The following is an 18,324-nucleotide window of genomic DNA, read 5'->3' as shown; positions in this document are numbered from 1 at the left end:
ATAATATGTTAGAATATAGCCACATAATGATAAAAAGGGAGATACCTATGCCAGAAGCAATTGTTAAAAACGGCCAAACGATCACATTAAAAATCAAACGTTTAGGGATCAACGGAGAAGGAATCGGCTACTTTAAACGCATGATCGTTTTTGTTCCTTATGCCCTTCCTAAAGAAGAAGTCCTAGTGAAGATCACCAAAGCGACCCCTCGCTATGCCGAAGGACAACTCGTTAAAGTCAAAAAAACAAGTAGTGACCGTGTGACTGCTCCATGTCCAGTCTACTATGAATGTGGTGGTTGCCAATTGCAACATTTAGCGTACCATGCACAACTCGATTTCAAAAAAGATTTGCTTTTGCAATCCTTAGAAAAATTCAAACCCGCCGGTTATCGTGAGTATCCACTTTTACCAACGATTGGAATGGATGATCCTTGGCGTTATCGGAATAAAGCACAATTTCAATTGAGAAAAAATAAACAGACAGACAAAATCGAAGCTGGGCTCTATCAAGCCAATTCTCATGACTTAGTAGCGATCACTGATTGTTTAGTGCAAGAGCCTGCGACACAAAAAGTGATGAATACAGTCGTCGATTTATTGAATAAATATGATTTACCGATTTATGATGAACGTGCGGATAGCGGGATTTTCCGCACGATCATGGTCCGAGTGGGTATACAGACAGGTGAGCTACAAGTTGTTTTTATCACTAGGAGTCAAAAATTCCCACAAAAAAATGCCCTGATTCGCGAGATCAATCAACAACTCCCTGAAGTCGTTTCGATCATGCAAAACGTGCAGCCTTTAAAAACCTCTCTTGTGATGGGTGACGAAACAAAACACCTTTGGGGAAAAGAAGCCATTGAGGAACGGATCAATGAAGTAACTTTTGATCTTTCACCTCGTGCCTTTTTCCAGTTGAATCCTCAACAAACAGAAGTCTTATACGGCGAAGGAATCAAAGCTTTAGCCATCCAACCAGAAGAAACGATCGTAGATGCTTATTGTGGTGTTGGGACAATTGGTTTGAGTGTGGCAAACAAAGCAAAAGAAGTACGCGGAATGGATACCATCCCTCAAGCCATTGCAGATGCACAGAAAAACGCACAACGTTTAGGATATGAGAATACTCGTTATGAAGTGGGAACGGCGGAAGAGCTCTTACCAAAGTGGTTGAATGAAGGCTTTCGTCCGGATGGGATCATCGTTGATCCGCCACGTACTGGTTTGGATGATCAGTTGATCCAAGCAATTTTAAAAAATCCACCGCAAAAATTAGTTTATATTTCTTGCAACGTTTCGACTTTAGCAAGAGACCTCGTCCAATTAGCGAAAGTATTTCACGTCGAGTATCTACAGTCTGTCGACATGTTCCCTCAAACAGCACGCTGTGAAGTCGTCGTGAAATTAACAAAAAAATAATTCAATAGCGCCAGCCAGAATCCTTAAAAAAAATAAGCATTTCTCTCTGCTTAATAGTCAAAACTATTTCAGAGGTCAATGCTTATTTTTTATCCGATTATTTCTGATCAAACCTTATTTCATTTGTTTTTTTCGTTTCAATAAAGTAAAAAGTGTTTGAACTTGCCCTTTGAAAGACATGACATCATCAAAAATATCTTCGCCATCATTCAGCATTTTTACTGTGATCCAACCTAATGACTCAGTGATCGTACTAGCGACTGTTGCGTTGATCGCTGCACCAGCCACTGTACCTACTGCCGGAATGATCTTAATGATATTCCCTACTGCACTTCTACCTAAACTAACAACGATCAACTCTTTTGAGACACTTTTACCTAATGATTCAGACCATGATTGTCCAAATAACTTGTGGAGACGTCCCATCATCGTTAGCTGAACTGGTACAAGTAAAAAAGCATCTGAAAAAGGGATCGGTGAACAACCGATGATCGCCGCTGTCAAAGAGGCCGCATGAATCGTTGCATGGCATTTTCTACGTAAGGGTTCGTCTACCCCTTTTAAGAATTCTTCAAATAGACGGTCGAACTGTGTTTTACTCTTTGCTAATGTTTGTTCCGCTTTGCTTTTTGACGAATCAAAATTTCGTAAAATAGCCGCGGATGTTTTTTGAGGAAGTCTTTTCATTGTTTCAGCAAAAAAGGAAGCAAATTCTTTTTGTTCCTCAGGCGTTTGCTCCAATGTTTCTTCTACTTTTATTTCTTCGTTTTCGATTACAGTATCTTCAATCGATTCTTTGTTTTTCTTTTTTTTTCGTAAAAATTTTTTCATTTGATTTCCTCCGTAACCCTACCCTTTTGGTGTCCTTATCTCTATCATACAATACAACCTGAAGTTCGCCAAAAAATGGGATCATTATCGAACCTCGCTCTTTTTATTTTAGATGGTTCGAACATACAAATAAACACCCATGAAGTGAAAATGAGAGTCACTTCATGGGTGTTCTTTTATATGATCAGTTAAAAAGGTTTCTCTTCAAAGTTTGTCTATTGAACATTGACATCAATTACTTGATAGAACGCATTTGTTGTATCTGAAATATTCCAAACAGCTAAAATCACGTTGTAGCCTTTTCTATCTTGAGGAACAGTAATTGTTTGATTTACTGTTTTTGGTGGAACTGTTGCTTTATCATCGATTTTTGTGATCAATTCAAAATCGCTGAATTTCAAAGGTTGATTTTGGTTCCAACCTGGTTTTGTAATATAGTAATCCCAAGTACTTGTACGATGTTGTGCAGTTAAGTTCCAAGTGATATTCAAAGGACCAGCATTAATTACACTTTTATGCCAACGATTTGCTGTCTGTTCATCTAATGGTTCAAACCCGCTAACACCTGCACTTGCGATTTTTCCATCGATAAATGTATTTTTAGGCGCTTCAATACTTTGTGGTTCCCATTGTGCGCGTCCAACGTTTTGATTCAAATTACCTGCAGCTGCTGTACCGAAATAGGCACGACTCCCTGGAGATGTTACATAACCATGTGCATAACCAGATGTACCAAAGCCAAACAAACCTAACATAACAATTCCTACGAACATCATAACACTAAACTTTTTCATAACTGAACCTCCTATATTTGATAGGTTCATTGTAAACGTTTTCTAAAATAAAAACAAACGTTATGCTTTTATAACTTTATTTTAGTTGAAATGATTTCAAAAAAAGATTTAAAGATTGATTTAATAGGGTTTCATTGACACTAAAGATAGTTAATCACCTAAATGATTTTATTATACACTTAATATTTTCTTAATGTTTCGTTATGCATATTGTTTTTTCAATAAAAAGAAGAGAGCTTATTTTAGGCTCTCTTCTTTTACATATCTATATCAATAATAACTTAAATATCATTTTTTAATACAAGTTATTAATATTTTTTACAATTTATCATTTTATTTATGGAGTAATATGAAAAATACAGGTTATTTAGTTACAAGTTTCCAAGGACCATACGGACCAGATTCACTTGGAATATCATTTTGCGTCCAGTAGTTCGCTTCATAGATCAGCCCTTCATATGTAACACGCTCTCCACCTAAGTAAACTGTTGCAGGGTCCCAAGCGGGTAGAGTAGATTCTGATTCTTCAAGCGTAGTAAAAGTATAAGTTGCTGCATCCGAAACATTTCCAGAACGGTCTTCTGCAATCACTTCAACTGTGTAAGTCGTATTGCTCTTCAAGTTTTCAAAGGTATGAGACACAGCCATCGTTGTCGCTGATACTGTTTCGCCTGCACCAGTTAATTTAAGATTATAACGAGCAATGCGGTCATTATCCGTTGACGCTGTCCAATTGATACGCGCACGCTGTGTCGTAATGAAATCTGAACCTACATTTGTCGGTGTTGATGGGTTTTGTGTATCTTCAGGCATTTCAGAACCATCTGTAAAACTTTGACCGACAGTTAAGAATTCATATTGGTTTTTCACTTGCCCTTGTCCGCCGTCCACTTTTGCATCACGGTTCATAGACCAATATGATACCATACCGATTTTGCGTTCTTTGGCATGTTGTACAACCAAGTTGAACATATCTGTTGTAAAGTAAGGATGTTGTTCATTTTCAAAACCTACAGAAGGAGTCGTACCTAATTTTGCATAAGCTTGCTCATCCGTTAATGTTTTACCAGCGTATTGTTTGTAGTGATTTTTCAATTGGACCATTGTATTGTCTACCGCATCTAATGAACCTTGCGCATAGTCCGTCACACTTGATCCATAACACATCGTCATGATATTCACGTTAGTTAAGTCAACACCCGCTTCTAAATAAGCTTGCAAGACAGATAATCCTGTTGAGATCAATCCTGTAGGCATAACTGGTAATGTCAACGTCACATCAACCCCAGTTGCATCTTGTAATCGTTTTACTGCTTTCGCATTTGCTAAATTTTCGTGGTACCCCATAGCAGCCGCTTCTACGTCAAAGTCAATACGTGTAAAACCATAACCTTGGATTACTTCCATGTAAGCATCATAAAGCATATCTTCATCTTGCGTTACTTCCCAGAAGGCACCAGAATTTAATCCGCCAAATGACACAGCTGCATCTCCGCCTACTTCTCTTAACTCACGGATCGATTGCTTGATTCCTTCATATTGCCATTGGTCACTATCACTTTCACTTAAACCATTGAAACTTCCCCAAGCCCAATCAAGTTTACCATTTTTGATTCCTCTAGCTTGCATAAACCCTAGATTAAAGAAACGTTGACCTGTTTCTCTAGTAATTGCTGCCATATTCAAGGCACCTTTATTTGACAGCACTTCATCTGAAGTATACGCCGTGATATCTACAAATGGTGCTACGACTTGTTCTGGCCACTCGATCCCTTGACCTACACCAAAATCAGGTGTTGCGCGAACTGTTTGCTCTGTTGCCGCTCCTTGCTCTTCATTTAAAAACAACGGTGCAACCAATAAGCTACACAAAGCCGCTCCAGCTAATAATCTTTTTATACTTTTTTTCTTCATTTTTTTAAACTCTCCCCATTCAACTAATTCATTTCCCTTGTTCGTAATCGATTACAAATTTTATAATATCAGATAACTCAAAATAATATAACAAAAACAAATAAAAAATTAAGGTTATTTAATCGTTTTATCTCCGTTTTATAGTTAAATAAAAAAGTAAAAACGAAAATGTTCGGTATTGCAACAACGTTTTAAAATCAACTTAAAATAGCTTTAAACAACGATTTAATCACCCCGTTACTAATTTATTCTGGTCAATATGTACGCTATATTAACATTTTTTAAAATAACTTAAAAAATTACAAGTCATAAATAGGTGATGTTATAAATAATTATGTTAAACTGTCTAAAGAAAGGAGTTTTTTTTATGGTATACACTATCAATCGATTAAAAGATTATCGTTTGTGGGTTTGCATTATCGGAATCGTTGCTCTAGGATTTTTATCTGGCATTCTTAGCGGCAATCCAGGAAGATATTATTACTCGTTACAACTCCCAGCTTTTGCACCACCTAGTTGGATTTTTGGTCCTATGTGGACGGTCCTCTATATTTTAATAGGCATTTCTTTGTACTTTATTCTAAATACACAAAATCAAAAACACCGCTCTAAACTACTATGGCTCTTTACTATTCAATTCATCTTCAACCTTTTATGGTCAGCTTTATTCTTCAACCTTCGAAATACTTTGATTTCAGCAATCGATATCACTTTATTAATGATTTTCTTAACAGCTTTGGTCTATCATTTATGGCTGCACAATCGCACAGCAATGTGGTTGACGATCCCTTACTATTTATGGGTGTTTTTTGCATCTATCTTGAATTACGCGATTTTTATTTTGAATTAATAAAGCCTATCTAGCAAAATGTTGAATTGGCTCCCGTCAAGTAGACAGTGAAAAAAACAAACTGCATGAAAATAGGAATCGAGTGTCTCGATTCCTATTTTCATGCAGTTTGTTTTCTAAACCCCTTCCGAGAAAGCGCATTTAAAGATTCCGAATAGCGGTAGTTATTATAGTACCGCATATATTTACTTACAGATTTCTTTTCCTCTTCAAAGCTCTGATAGCTTTCTTGATGAAACTTTCTCTCTTTAAATGTTTCCCAACAAAGTTTCAATCGGTTGATTATCCAGACAACACCCCATTCGAGAAATACTTTTGTTGAACTTATATTTTTTTCAAGTTTCTTATAGTCATAAGACATGTATTGAAATCCGCGATCACTATGAGGGAATGGTCGTACACCAGAGTTCTTATACGTTGCTTTTTTATCGTATTCCCGACAAGTAAATTATTGTCTGAATGACCTAGTTCCCAAGAGATAATCGAACGATCATAGAGATCGACGAATGCACTTAAATAGGCTTTTTCCCATCTCCATCGTGCAATTTGATTACGTCTGTACACCATTTTCGATTGGATCCATCAACACAACTTGACGAAGAGCCCATTTTTAGCTAATCACTTCTGTCATATTTATTTTTTATTGATCAACAGTTCGAACTTATTATGTAATTACTTAACAATTCATCGCTTTTTACTATTCAATACACGCTTCCATTCAAGTGATACTTCAAGAACACAGCGAGACCTATACTCCTTATGCATCAGTTAATAAAAACGGTGTCCTTCTAACGTTTATAGGTGGCATTATAAGCTGATTTTGCGTTACTGTTCTAAATGTCATCCAAGGCTTATTTGCATCGGATCCACCCAACTCCAAATATGTAGGCAACGGAAACCCTAAATTTGAACTAAACGTCATACCACCGATTCCTACTGAACGATCTCGGGAATTCCCAACTAAATGACCGATTGGCACACGTCTGTTTGTAAACCAGACTGAATTAGCTAAATAAGAATTCGTCACATCCCAATAGACCCAACCACCCCAATTTGAACTCGTTGATCGAATAGCTATTGGATCATTTGAATCAATGAATCCCGTTTTCCCAGTTGTGCTTTCAATAATAATCGGCGTTCCACCTCGATAACCAGGCCTTGTATAATGACCGAATATTGCGTAGTCATAGCTCGCCCACGCTTCAAATGTCACAGGATTTCGATGAGGTAAATTCTTGTCTCTTAAACGATATGGCGTATTATAGCGAAGTCGATTCCCATTTGTACTTACAGGATGTGAATTATCCGCTTCCGCATTGACATTTATCGTAAAAAAAGCTCCTCCTAAAATGAACATACCAATTAATAAAACAATTTTTTTCATCTGCAATTCCTCCTTGCGATTTTATTTTTTTGTGATAGCTATCTCACACATCCATCATAGCAACGAAATAACAAAAAAGTAATATCTTTATTTATAATATGAATGTTTTATAATTTTTATATAACCTTATTTTAACCTATTTAGAGTTTTTTTAATTTAGAAAAACTGAAAAAAGTTATTAAATAGGGTCTTAATATAATTTCATTTAAAGATAAATAATAATTATCAATAAACATTTGTTTTAGATTAAAAAATAATTAAAATGAATAATAACCAAAAAATATAAATAGTCCGATTTTTATAGCCTTTACTTTAGAAACAACTGATGATTTGGAGATTCAAATATAATGTCTAAAAATTCGGATTTCTTTTCCCTGTTTACACTTTTTTTAAAGTTAGAGGAAATTTCTTTATTCACTTTATTCGATAATACCGACCTCAACTATATAAAATTGGGTGTAACAGACTTATTATTAGCATAAAAAAAGCTACGTGAGCAATTCACGTAGTTTTTTTATTAACTATTAATTGGTATTTTATCCAACCTGTTTCCAAGGACCGTACAATCCAGATTCGCTTGGCTTGTTGTTTTGTGTCCAATATTGCGCTTCATAAACGATCCCATTATACGTCACTCGATTTCCTTGTACATAAACTTTATTCGCTTCCCACGCGGCGATCTCATCGCCACCTTCTGGCGTTCCTGAAATCAATTCCCAAGGACCATACAAACCTGACTCACTTGGAATACTGTTTTGTGTCCAATATTTGGCACGGTATAATGCACCTTTATAAGAAACAACATCACCACTTAGGTAAACTTTTGTCGCCTCCCATGCAGGAGCTTCTCCTGGTTCGCCCGGCTCCCCTGGATCTACTACATTCGCTAAAGTTGTGAATGCAACTTTTGCCGTATCCGAAATATTTCCAGAACGATCTTCTGCATTGATTTCTACCGTATATTCTGTATCATCTTTTAAGTTTGTAAACGCGTATGAAAGAGAAGTAGTCGTAACATTGATCGTTTGTCCATTCCCTACTAATCTCAAGTTATATTTTGCCACACGGTCATTGTCAGTCGCCGCCGTCCAGTTGATATGCGCACTATTTTTTGTGATGTTCCCAACAGAAAGATTTGTCGGAACAGATGGTTTTTCTTTATCTTCCGGAGTTTCGCTTCCGCCGCCCTCATTACCTTCAGCAAATGCTTCACTCACTTTCAAGAATTCAAATTGGTTCTTTATTTGCCCTTGTCCACCATCTGTTTTTGCATCACGGTTCATCGACCAATAAGAAACCATTCCTATTTTACGTTCTCTTGCATGTTCGACAACTTGATTGAACATTTCTGTCGTGAAGTATGGATGTTGTTCGTTCTCAAAACCAATCGAAGGAGTTGTACCTAATTTTGCATAAGCTTCTTCATCAGTCAAAGTGATACCAGCATATTGGCGATAATGATTCTTCAATTGGACCATTGTATTGTCGACCGCATCTAATGATCCTTGTGCATAATCAGTGACACTCGGACCATAACACATCGTCATAATATTGACATTGGTCAAATCGACACCCGCTTCTAAATAAGCTTGCAATACGGCTAGTCCAGTCGAAATCAAACCAGTCGGCATAACAGGTAATGTTAATGTTACTTGCACTCCTGTAGTATCTTGTAGTCGTTTGACTGCTTTCGCATTGAGTAAGTTTTCTGTATAGCCCATCGCCCCTGCTTCCACGTCAAAATCTACACGAGTAAAGCCATATCCTTGAACCACTTCCATATAAGCATCATAAAGCATATCTTCATCATGGCTGACTTCCCAGAAAGCACCTGTGTTCAATCCACCAAATGAAACAGCAGCATCTCCACCGACCGCTCTTAATTCACGGATTGTTTTTTTAATGCCTTCATATTGCCATTGATCACTGTCGTTCTCACTCAATCCGGCAAATCCGCCCCACGCCCAATCGATCTTACCATCTTTGATTCCTTTTGCTTGCATAAATCCTAAATTAAAGAATTTTTGCCCTGTTTCCTTTGCGATCGCCGCTAGATTCAACGCGCCATTATTCGATAACTCTGTACCTGACGTATAAGCCGTCATATCGACAAATGGTGCAACGACTTGTTCTGGCCATTCAATACCTTGACCTACACCAAAATCAGGTGTTGTTTTGATTGTTTGTTCTGTTGCTGCACTTTGTTGTTCATTCAAAAACAACGGTGCTACTAGCAGACTGCATAATGCAGCACCAGCCAATAATTTCTTTAGACGAACATTTCTTTTCATTAGTATGTATATCCCCCATCAACAATTTTATTTCGTGCTATGTATTCCCCTCTTGCACAACGATATCATAACAAATAAAAACTAAAAATATAACATTTTTAAATAAGAATTAGTGTTTTTTAATTTTGAGTATAAAAATCAAAATATAAAAGATTACTCGATTTTGATTTAAATAGCGTAAAACATCTAATAAACAAATGCTTTTAAGACATTTCTGCAATCAAAAAAATCCACCAATGATTCCAAAATGTTTTTTTGTTATAAGAAAAACATTTAAAACAAACGAAAAATAACTAAATAAAAAATAAAATAAAACAAAAAATATCGAAAATAAAGGATATATCCTTCATTTTCGATATCTACTTGTTTTATTTATTGGATAAATCATATGAACAAAACTTGTTAATAGCCATTGCCTGTCCAAGTTTCTGTGCTTTGATCATTTTGCTGACCGCCGTATGGGTCATAATCTTGTTGCTGGTTATACTGATTCGGGTCGTAGTATTGAGAGGTGTCTTCTGAGTAGACCGACTGCTGACCATACCCATCAGTGCCATATTGATTGTACGTATCTTGTGAATACTCAGATGTCTCACTGGTCGTGGTATTAGCAGTGGAATCTCCATCACCATTTTCTGAGTCATCATAAAACATCATATAGGCATTATCATTTTTTAAGTTAGGCAACGTATCACTTGGTTTGATCTCTAATTGTTTTTTCAATTGGTTTTGGATCGATAATAAGTCATTTTGACCTAGTATTTGGTAGTACACATCATTGATCGTCGTGTCTTTTCCTTTTAGTTGGTCTTGCTTGATCGTTTGGAAAGCAGAGGTATAATTTGTTGCAATATCTAGCATGTCATCCCAATCCAAATCAGTAGTCACATTGTTGCCTGCCGCATCTAAAAGTTTTCGATAGTTACTTACGCCATCAAGACTGACTACTTTATTGACGATTTTCGTCACAACTTCTCGTTGACGTGCTTGTCGACCAATGTCACCTTCAGGATCTTCATGACGCATTCTTGCATACGCCAACCCTTTTTCACCATCAACTGTTTGTTTTCCTTCTGGAACATGGACGCCATCTAAAGTAAAGTCGATTTTATTGTCGATCTCGATCCCACCTACTGCATCGATCAAGTCTTTCATACCATCCAAATTGATCGTGACATAGTGGTCAATAGGGATATCAAGTAATTGTTCGATTGAATCCATCGCCATCTCTACACCACCAAATGCATAGGCATGGTTCAACTTATCGACCGTCCCATATCCGACGATATTCGTATAGATATCTCGGTCCAAACTAATGATCGTTGATTTCTTTTGTTGTGGATTGACGGTCACGACCATCATCGTATCGGATCTCCCTTGTTCTGTTCGTCCAAGGCCTCCTGTATCTAATCCTAATAATAATACTGAAAAGGGTTCTTGATCATCAATGCTTACTCGATCGTCACGTTTTGCTGATACACGATCAGATTGTTTTGAAATCCGATTGACTGTTTGGCTCGCTTCACCCATAAACTTGATTCCATAAGCTGAAACTCCGCCGATGAGAAGTACGATTATTCCCAATAAAGTCAATATCACTTTTTGCCACCGCTTCATACTACACCTCTATCATACATATTCTTGATTATTCTCTCATACACCCAATCATTCAGCAATCCAACTACTTAATCCTAATAAAACTTTAAAAAATAGTGTTTATCTTCGTGATTTATATGTATTTTTTGTAAAATTCTTAATTATCATACCATAGGGCGCATAAACAGAAAAGAAAGAAAGCGATTCTTTTTATACGTTTTATTGGATTTTTATGATTTTTTGTTCAATAAATTAAAAAAACTAGTTTTTTTAACTTTGTTTATGCCTTCCTATTAAGCATTTCCAGCAAAAAAAAGCGGAGAAATCAGGAAATAAAACAACTTCTCCGTTCTCTCCGTCTTTTTTTATTTGTTGTAAGTGATTGTTCAAGTAAATATTGTTAAAACATTCTAGTAGCTCTCCATATGCGAGAGATCGAAGCATTTTTAGTCATTGCCCCACCCACATTTTTTGATAAAGAGATCAAAGTGAAATTAGAAAGTGATTATCCACTAAGTATCGAATTATTATATGTAAAAGTTTTACAAGACCAATTACGTTTGTATTTGAATGTCCTTTTCACAAATGAATTATTGCTAAATCCTGACTTGATTATTCGTACAACTGAAGCCCCCACCAAAATAATCAGTTATGAAGATGAAATTCCTTATATTACCATCCGCAATGACCTTTCTGCTTCAGAAAATAAGCACTTAGTCCAAAAAATCAAAGAAATGATGTATGGTGATAAGCAAAAATAACTAATTTTTCTTGTAAAACCATTTTTTCCAGAAAAAGAAAATAAAAAAACAAAAAGAAGATACGGCAAGCCGTATCTTCTTTTTTCGTCAACATGATCTTATAATTTAGATACTTCAGCAGCTTGAGGACCGCGCGCACCTTCAACGATAGAAAATTCTACTTCTTGGCCTTCTTCTAAGCTTTTGAAGCCATCGCCTTGGATTGCTGAGAAATGTACGAATACATCGTCTCCACCGTCTACTGTAATAAACCCAAATCCTTTTTCATTGTTGAACCATTTTACTGTACCGTGTTCCATAAATATATAGCCTCCAAAAAAGTTCTTGCAAGTAACCCTTGCACAAACATTATACCGAATTTAGAAAACGCTCGCAAGCATTGCCCCGTTAATTTTCTAAATTGCATGGCAAATGGAAGAAAGCTATTTTATCCTGCGAAATGCTTGTTCACTTCATCCCAATTCACAACATTCCAGAAAGCTTCAATGTAGTCAGGACGTACATTTTTGTATTTCAAGTAGTAAGCATGTTCCCATACATCTAAACCTAGAACAGGTTTCTTGCCTTCCATCAATGGTGAATCTTGGTTGGCAGTAGAAGTGATGGCAAGTTTGCCATCTTCAAGTACTAACCAAGCCCAGCCAGAACCGAAACGTCCTGCTGCTGCTTTTTTGAATTCTTCTTTGAATGTTGCAAAATCGCCGAATGTTTCATTAATTGCGTCTTTGATTGCTCCTGTTGGTTCGCCACCAGCATTTGGTGCCATGATTTTCCAGAAGAATGAATGGTTCGCATGTCCACCACCATTATTACGTACAGCAGTTTGAATGTCAGATGGAATAGCATCCATGTCTGAAACCAATTCTTCTATTGTTTTTTCACCTAGTTCAGGATATTTTTCGATCGCTGCATTTAAGTTTGTCACATAAGTATTGTGATGTTTGTCATGATGCAAATGCATCGTTTCTTCGTCAATATATGGTTCTAATGCATCAAATGCATAGGGTAGATCTGGTAATGTGTAAGTCATAAAAAATTCCTCCTCATAGTTGTTGGGTCTCTTTACACTAAAAGAGTAACAAAGTGAGGGGAATTCTTCAATTGTTATGCCTAGTCTTCCAATTTTTTACTGGTTTCTACTGGCTCTTCGATAATTTCTGTCTTATTGAAAATAAATAATTTGCTAAAGACATAATTTGCCAATACGACTAAAACCTGTGTAATGATTTTAGCCACATAATCATTCATTTCCAATCCTTTGATCATCAAGAACATGGCGCCCATGTCTAGTCCATAAGAAACGATTCGGTAAAAAACAAATTTTCCAAACTCAATAAACAAATGCGTATAACTAGGAGATTTTGATCGAAAGACCCATACCTTATTGGTGACAAATGCAAACAGAACAGAACAAATCCAAGAAATCGTATTCGAAATGGGCATCGATAACTGGAAGATTTGTTGCGCGATTGCATAACTGACAAAATTGACAATCGTTGCTAATCCACCAAAAAATAGATAGATGAAAACTTCCCAATACCCTTTACTTTCTAAATAGCTTTTAAATTGAACATAAATCTTCATTTTTCTACCTACCTTATTTATCATTCTTTCCTATCATACTCTATCTGCTAACAATTTTCATCTCTAGAAAACAATGAACAATAAGAATATAACCTTATCTATCGTGAGAGAATGTTTTAGAACTCTTGTAATTCATAGCATACTCCGCTAGAATTGCTAGTGATGACAATTCTACAGAAGGAGTAATTATGACAACAAAACAATTAATCATTAGCTCATTTGCTCGATTCACCGAGCTTAAAAATGCTAAAAACGTATCATTTGGAAAATCATTAGTCTATCTTTTATGTTTAAGTATACTAATGGCATTACCTATTTCTTACCAAATTTTTCAAGTGCTAGACACGATCAAATCCGATGGTCAAAAAATCGCATCTGAAATTCCAGATTTTAAGATTCGTGACGGACAAATCGATTCGCCAACAAATGATGGTTTTATTTATCAAACGGATTCGATCATCTTTACCTTTGATCCCGAAGGAAAACGTACCCCTGAAGATATCTCTTCAGATTTGATAGGGAATTTCCTAAGTGTCGGTCTCTTAAAGGATAAATTGGTATTAGCTTTACCGAATACTGGCACGACTTCGGCATTGTTGAACAACAATCAATTTGAAATTGAGTATACGAATAATACCTTAAAAAATCTAACAGGTGAAAGCTTACGTAGTACATTAAGTGAAGCAACGATCCCTTTTTGGATCAAAGCTTTAGTATTTTTGATTTCCATTTATCCTAGCTTTTTAAATTTGATCATCACTTTACTTATGGCCAATTTTGCAGCTTATGTTTACGCAAGATTACGTTTGGCTAAAGTAACTTTTCTCGATTGTCTAAAAACAATGATCTATGCGATTTCATTACCTACTGTTATTGCAACGATTCTGATGATTTTTGTACCAACTTTTGATACAACAGCGTTTATTGCATTTGCGGGTATATTCATTTTTGCTCAAGCAGTCAAAGGCTGGCCAAAAATCCAATTGCCAAAATAAAAGAATCTCTGGGAGAGGTAGTCACTACATACCTCTTCTAGAGATTCTTTTTCATTTAATAACCTTTAATAACCTTCATTCAAATCGATTTCATTTACTTCTAATTCTGTTTTTTCTACGTAGGATTTTAAGTTTTTTAGAAAAATATCCATAAACTTTGTTTGGAAATGTGGTGTCTGACCTGCAATGTGTGACGTGATCAATACATCTTCTCTTTCCCATAATGGACTATCTTTCGCTAATGGTTCTTCTTCAAACACATCTAAAGCCGCAAAAGCAAGTTGTCCATCGTCTAACGCAGCTATTAAATCAGATGTTTTTACAGAAGGCCCACGTCCTACATTGATGAATAGCGCTTCTTTATCAAAAGCTTCAAATACTTTTGTGTCAAACAATCCTTTTGTCTGATCTGTCAAAGGTAAGATATTCACCACAATCGTTGCTTTCGGCAAGATTTCTTTTAATTTATCTAATGGATAAGTCTCTTTGAAGCCCTCTACTGGATGTCCAGATGTGTTGATGCCGATACATTCCAAACCAAATACAGCTGCATGTTGTGCCAATTTTTTTCCAATATGTCCAGTTCCAATAATTAGTAATTTTTGATCTGCCAATGCTTGATAATGGATCTCTGATCCTAGCCAATCTTTATGGAACTGCGCTCGTTGGGCTTGAAACAATCCACGTGAATAGCCTAAAATAATGCCCATCACATGCTCACTAATCGATTCTACATGGATACCACTTGCATTGGAAAGTAAGATATCTTTTTCGGCGAATTCGTTTAATGGAAGATTATCTACCCCGGCAGAAATCGATTGGACCCACTTTAAGCGATCAGAAGCGAATATACCTTCTTGATAATCGCCGTTCCAACCGATACTGATTGCTATTTCAGAAAGTTCGTCGGATGCTACTTCCGTTTGAAATGAATATTCTGGTGCTATTTCTTTGATCTTTTCGATAAATTCTTCACGAAACGAACGTACTGAATAAATTATTTTTTTTGTCATCACACCCATCCTCTCTACTTATTAGTCTAGCTTAAACCCTCAAAAGAATGAAGTATGATGCACTTTATACCTTGAACGACTTTTTTCTATAATGAACCTAGTAAAAATGAATCAGCGTTTGACTGTCTAAAAAAAAAAGCCTAACAATCCGAAAGTAAGTAAAACTTACTTTTCGTTCGTCAGGCTTATTTTCCTAAAGATAAAGACTATCTCTCACCTTATACATCTGCTGTTTCTTGGAAATGATACGTTGGTTCCTCTAATTGTGGATCATAATCAACAACCAGATCATAGCCTTTGAAGAACCAATCATCGGCTTCATCAATAAAGAATAATAGACCATCGATCGTTTCTTGTTTCATCGGACGTTCTGGTAACTCCACAGACATACCGATTGAAAATCCCTCATGTACTTCTGTTTTGCCATATACTTTCCCAAAAAAACGGATACCATAATTTTCAGGTAAATCTACCTCTTCTTGAAACCATTCTTTTGCTTTGTCCGTTATTGTTAATTGCATGTGATGAGCCCCTTTTTATTGATTCATTTTGTCATCAAGTATATCTACATCTTCTGTTTCTCCGATAACAAGTAAATTATCATTTTCACGTACATACTCGTCAGCGGCTGGTGACACCACGACAGAACGATCGAAACGCCGGATGGCTACTACAGTCAAATCAAATCGCTGTCTGAAATTTAGTTCTGCTAACGTTTTATTAAAGAACTTAGGGTTGGATACCCGAATCTCAGCGAGCGAAAATTTGTCTGACAGCTCTAAATAATCCAAAATATTTTTAGAAACAAGATTATGTGCGATCCGTATCCCCATATCCCTCTCAGGATGAACAACACGATCTGCACCGATCTTTTCAAGAACACGAGCATGATACTCATTTTGTGCTTTCGCTAAGATATTCGGAACACCCATTTCTTTGACCATCAGAGTCACTAAAATACTTGCTTGGATGTCTTCTCCAATTGCTACGATCACATGATCAAAATTTCTGATTCCTAAAGACCGTAGAGTCATTTCATCTTGTGCATTCGCAACCACTGCATGTGTTGCGATATTCATATATTCATTCACGCGATCTTCACTGCTATCAATGGCTAAAACTTCTTGACCAGCTTCGACTAACGTACGACAGATACTGCCACCAAAACGTCCAAGTCCTACGATTGCAAAATTCTGTTTCACTTTTCTCCTCCTTTTTCCATTCCATTTCAAGTATAGCAAAGCCACTCTAAAAACAAAAGCAACCCTGCTTTTCTTTACGGAAACCCCTAATTTTTATGGAGGATCAAAAGAAGGGCTACTCTGGTAGATCATAGAATATTCCTTGATGTTTCTACTAAAAAGATATGCCTATAATATACTAATTATTCCTACAATAGGTAGCCTAAGAATACGTTAACTGAAATAAAGTAAATAAATAACCCAGCAATATCTTTGATCGAGGTAATGATTGGTGCAGATCCAGCAGCTTGATCAATATTCAATTTCAATAAGATAAAAGGAATCAAAAAACCAAGGGCGGCAGCTAAGGTCATTGCAAAGACCAGAGAGATCCCCACAGCTACACCTAACAATGGTATCCCTTGCCACACAGAAGCAACTATTCCAGATACGATACCTACAACAATCCCTAAACTTAGACCAATACCTGTTTCTTTCAAAAAGTGCTTGATAAACGTGTTGAGATCAATATGTCCTAAAGATAATCCGCGAACAAAAACCGTCGATGATTGCGTCCCTACATTCCCACCCATATCCATGATCAAAGGAATAAAAATAGCAACAGCGGCCACTGATTCTAACGTTTGTTCAAACTCATCGATCACTAGACCAGCTAACATCCCTGCAACTAATGTGATCGCTAAGAAAGGCAAGCGGACTTTCCAGATTTGCCAAAGACTGCCGTTAATCAGTACTGTACTACGATCAGCTTCTACAGAGGCGACGTCTGCTAAACCAGCAGCATTGAACATATCCTCGGTCGTTTCTTGCTCTAAGACATCGATGGCGTCATCCACTGTCACAATACCTACTAGTCGTGTTTCTTTATCCACGACAGGAATAGCGATCAAATCTAACTCTTGTAACAATCGTGCAGTTTCTTCCTGATCTGTATCTGTGGTTACATAAGCGACGTGCTTGATCATGATTTCTTCAATCCGTTGATCACTTTCTGCAATGACTAGATCCTTTAATGATAGTACTCCTTCAATTTTTTTCGCCATATCTGTCACATACAAAATATAGATTGTTTCCATTTCTTTCGCTAATTTTCTGATTTTATGCAGTGCTTCTTCAACAGTCATTTCTTTTTTAATTGAAATAAATTCAGTCGTCATGATCCGCCCAGCCGTCTCATGTTCATAGCCCATCAATCGATTCGTTGTTGCTCGCTCTTCTTCAGAAAGCTCTGCCAATAGTTTTTTAGTTACACTTGCTGGTAGTTCGTAAAACAACCTTACCCGATCATCTGGAGCCATCTCATTCACAAATTCAATCACTCCATCATCCGTAAACGAACGAAGCAAATCTTGTTGGACAGACGGTTCAAATGTTTCAAAGATTTCGAGGGCTTTGTCTTTTGATAATAATCGAAAGACCAGCACTTGTTTATCTAAAGGTAGCGTAACAAATAGTTGGATCAATTCCACTTTCTCGATCGTTGCTAAATAGTTCTTCAATTCTTCAAGCTTTTTTTGCTCAAGATAATTAAGAATCTTCAATTGTGTTTCTAGGTTATTTGTATCATTTAATGTTCTCATCTCGCATTCTCCTTTGTTACATCGTTTTTTCGATATAAACTTGTTGGATGGATTCGTTTAGAAAAACAGGAAGTGCATAAAAAAGACGGCCTCCAAAAGAAGCCG

At 36.5% G+C, this 18,324-nt stretch carries 18 protein-coding genes; 4 read left to right on the top strand and 14 right to left on the bottom strand.

What is annotated here, in order from left to right; translation table 11 throughout:
- Positions 1–47 precede the first annotated feature (47 nt).
- Positions 48–1,424, top strand: coding sequence for a 23S rRNA (uracil(1939)-C(5))-methyltransferase RlmD (gene rlmD / locus IGK77_RS04685; protein ID WP_115357459.1), 1,377 nt, complete (start codon positions 48–50; stop codon positions 1,422–1,424).
- 114 nt (positions 1,425–1,538) lie between these two features.
- On the opposite strand, the gene IGK77_RS04680 is transcribed toward rlmD, so the two are convergent.
- From IGK77_RS04680 to IGK77_RS04670, 3 genes are all read right to left on the bottom strand, one after another.
- Entirely contained in the window at positions 1,539–2,255 is a 717-nt protein-coding gene (locus tag IGK77_RS04680; RefSeq protein WP_071865983.1) for a YcjF family protein, read from the bottom strand.
- A gap of 215 nt (positions 2,256–2,470) precedes the next feature.
- Positions 2,471–3,079 (bottom strand): lytic polysaccharide monooxygenase, encoded by a 609-nt coding sequence (locus IGK77_RS04675; RefSeq protein ID WP_375148118.1) that lies wholly within the window; start codon positions 3,077–3,079, stop codon positions 2,471–2,473.
- A 333-nt stretch (positions 3,080–3,412) separates the two neighbouring features.
- Positions 3,413–4,963, bottom strand: coding sequence for a fibronectin type III domain-containing protein (locus IGK77_RS04670; RefSeq protein WP_074799766.1), 1,551 nt, complete (start codon positions 4,961–4,963; stop codon positions 3,413–3,415).
- A gap of 367 nt (positions 4,964–5,330) precedes the next feature.
- On the opposite strand from IGK77_RS04670, the gene IGK77_RS04665 reads away from it, so the two are divergent.
- Positions 5,331–5,813, top strand: a complete 483-nt coding sequence (locus IGK77_RS04665) for a TspO/MBR family protein (protein ID WP_074799767.1) — start codon at positions 5,331–5,333, stop codon at positions 5,811–5,813.
- Between the two features lie 100 nt (positions 5,814–5,913).
- Here IGK77_RS04665 and IGK77_RS04660 read toward each other — a convergent pair whose 3' ends face one another.
- The 4 genes from IGK77_RS04660 to IGK77_RS04645 form a co-directional block, all read right to left on the bottom strand.
- Positions 5,914–6,174 (bottom strand): IS3 family transposase, encoded by a 261-nt coding sequence (locus IGK77_RS04660; protein ID WP_074799768.1) that lies wholly within the window; start codon positions 6,172–6,174, stop codon positions 5,914–5,916.
- A 396-nt stretch (positions 6,175–6,570) separates the two neighbouring features.
- A complete protein-coding gene (locus IGK77_RS04655; protein ID WP_071865978.1) occupies positions 6,571–7,197 on the bottom strand; it encodes a hypothetical protein in 627 nt (208 codons plus the stop codon).
- 536 nt (positions 7,198–7,733) lie between these two features.
- On the bottom strand, positions 7,734–9,488 hold the full coding sequence (locus tag IGK77_RS04650; RefSeq protein WP_071865977.1) for a carbohydrate-binding protein: 1,755 nt from the start codon (positions 9,486–9,488) through the stop codon (positions 7,734–7,736).
- Positions 9,489–9,890: 402 nt separating this feature from the next.
- Positions 9,891–11,105, bottom strand: coding sequence for an LCP family glycopolymer transferase (locus IGK77_RS04645; protein ID WP_074799769.1), 1,215 nt, complete (start codon positions 11,103–11,105; stop codon positions 9,891–9,893).
- Positions 11,106–11,509: 404 nt separating this feature from the next.
- Between IGK77_RS04645 and IGK77_RS04640 the strand changes: the two genes are divergently transcribed.
- Complete coding sequence (locus IGK77_RS04640) at positions 11,510–11,845, top strand: hypothetical protein (protein WP_256209269.1); 336 nt, start codon at positions 11,510–11,512, stop codon at positions 11,843–11,845.
- 98 nt (positions 11,846–11,943) lie between these two features.
- On the opposite strand, the gene IGK77_RS04635 is transcribed toward IGK77_RS04640, so the two are convergent.
- The 3 genes from IGK77_RS04635 to IGK77_RS04625 form a co-directional block, all read right to left on the bottom strand.
- Entirely contained in the window at positions 11,944–12,144 is a 201-nt protein-coding gene (locus IGK77_RS04635; protein WP_010735910.1) for a cold-shock protein, read from the bottom strand.
- Positions 12,145–12,272: 128 nt separating this feature from the next.
- Positions 12,273–12,875, bottom strand: a complete 603-nt coding sequence (locus tag IGK77_RS04630; RefSeq protein ID WP_074799770.1) for a superoxide dismutase — start codon at positions 12,873–12,875, stop codon at positions 12,273–12,275.
- Between the two features lie 80 nt (positions 12,876–12,955).
- Entirely contained in the window at positions 12,956–13,429 is a 474-nt protein-coding gene (locus IGK77_RS04625; protein ID WP_074799771.1) for a GtrA family protein, read from the bottom strand.
- A gap of 188 nt (positions 13,430–13,617) precedes the next feature.
- Here IGK77_RS04625 and IGK77_RS04620 point away from each other — a divergent pair, with 188 nt between their 5' ends.
- Positions 13,618–14,424, top strand: coding sequence for a DUF1189 domain-containing protein (locus tag IGK77_RS04620; protein WP_074799772.1), 807 nt, complete (start codon positions 13,618–13,620; stop codon positions 14,422–14,424).
- Between the two features lie 65 nt (positions 14,425–14,489).
- Here IGK77_RS04620 and IGK77_RS04615 read toward each other — a convergent pair whose 3' ends face one another.
- The 4 genes from IGK77_RS04615 to mgtE all read right to left on the bottom strand — a co-directional run bounded on the left by IGK77_RS04615 (position 14,490) and on the right by mgtE (position 18,219).
- On the bottom strand, positions 14,490–15,437 hold the full coding sequence (locus IGK77_RS04615; RefSeq protein WP_074799773.1) for a phosphoglycerate dehydrogenase: 948 nt from the start codon (positions 15,435–15,437) through the stop codon (positions 14,490–14,492).
- 218 nt (positions 15,438–15,655) lie between these two features.
- The gene (locus IGK77_RS04610) at positions 15,656–15,958 is read right to left on the bottom strand and encodes a HesB/YadR/YfhF family protein (RefSeq protein ID WP_074799774.1); all 303 of its coding nucleotides are present in this window, start codon (positions 15,956–15,958) and stop codon (positions 15,656–15,658) included.
- Between the two features lie 15 nt (positions 15,959–15,973).
- The gene (locus IGK77_RS04605) at positions 15,974–16,639 is read right to left on the bottom strand and encodes a potassium channel family protein (protein ID WP_010735916.1); all 666 of its coding nucleotides are present in this window, start codon (positions 16,637–16,639) and stop codon (positions 15,974–15,976) included.
- A 188-nt stretch (positions 16,640–16,827) separates the two neighbouring features.
- Positions 16,828–18,219, bottom strand: a complete 1,392-nt coding sequence (gene mgtE, locus IGK77_RS04600) for a magnesium transporter (RefSeq protein WP_074799775.1) — start codon at positions 18,217–18,219, stop codon at positions 16,828–16,830.
- Positions 18,220–18,324 lie beyond the last annotated feature (105 nt).

It is taken from the genome of Enterococcus sp. DIV0806c (assembly GCF_051710905.1).
GTDB classification, from domain to species: Bacteria; Bacillota; Bacilli; order Lactobacillales; family Enterococcaceae; genus Enterococcus_B; species Enterococcus_B mundtii.
This window is presented reverse-complemented; position numbering and strand designations above follow the sequence as displayed.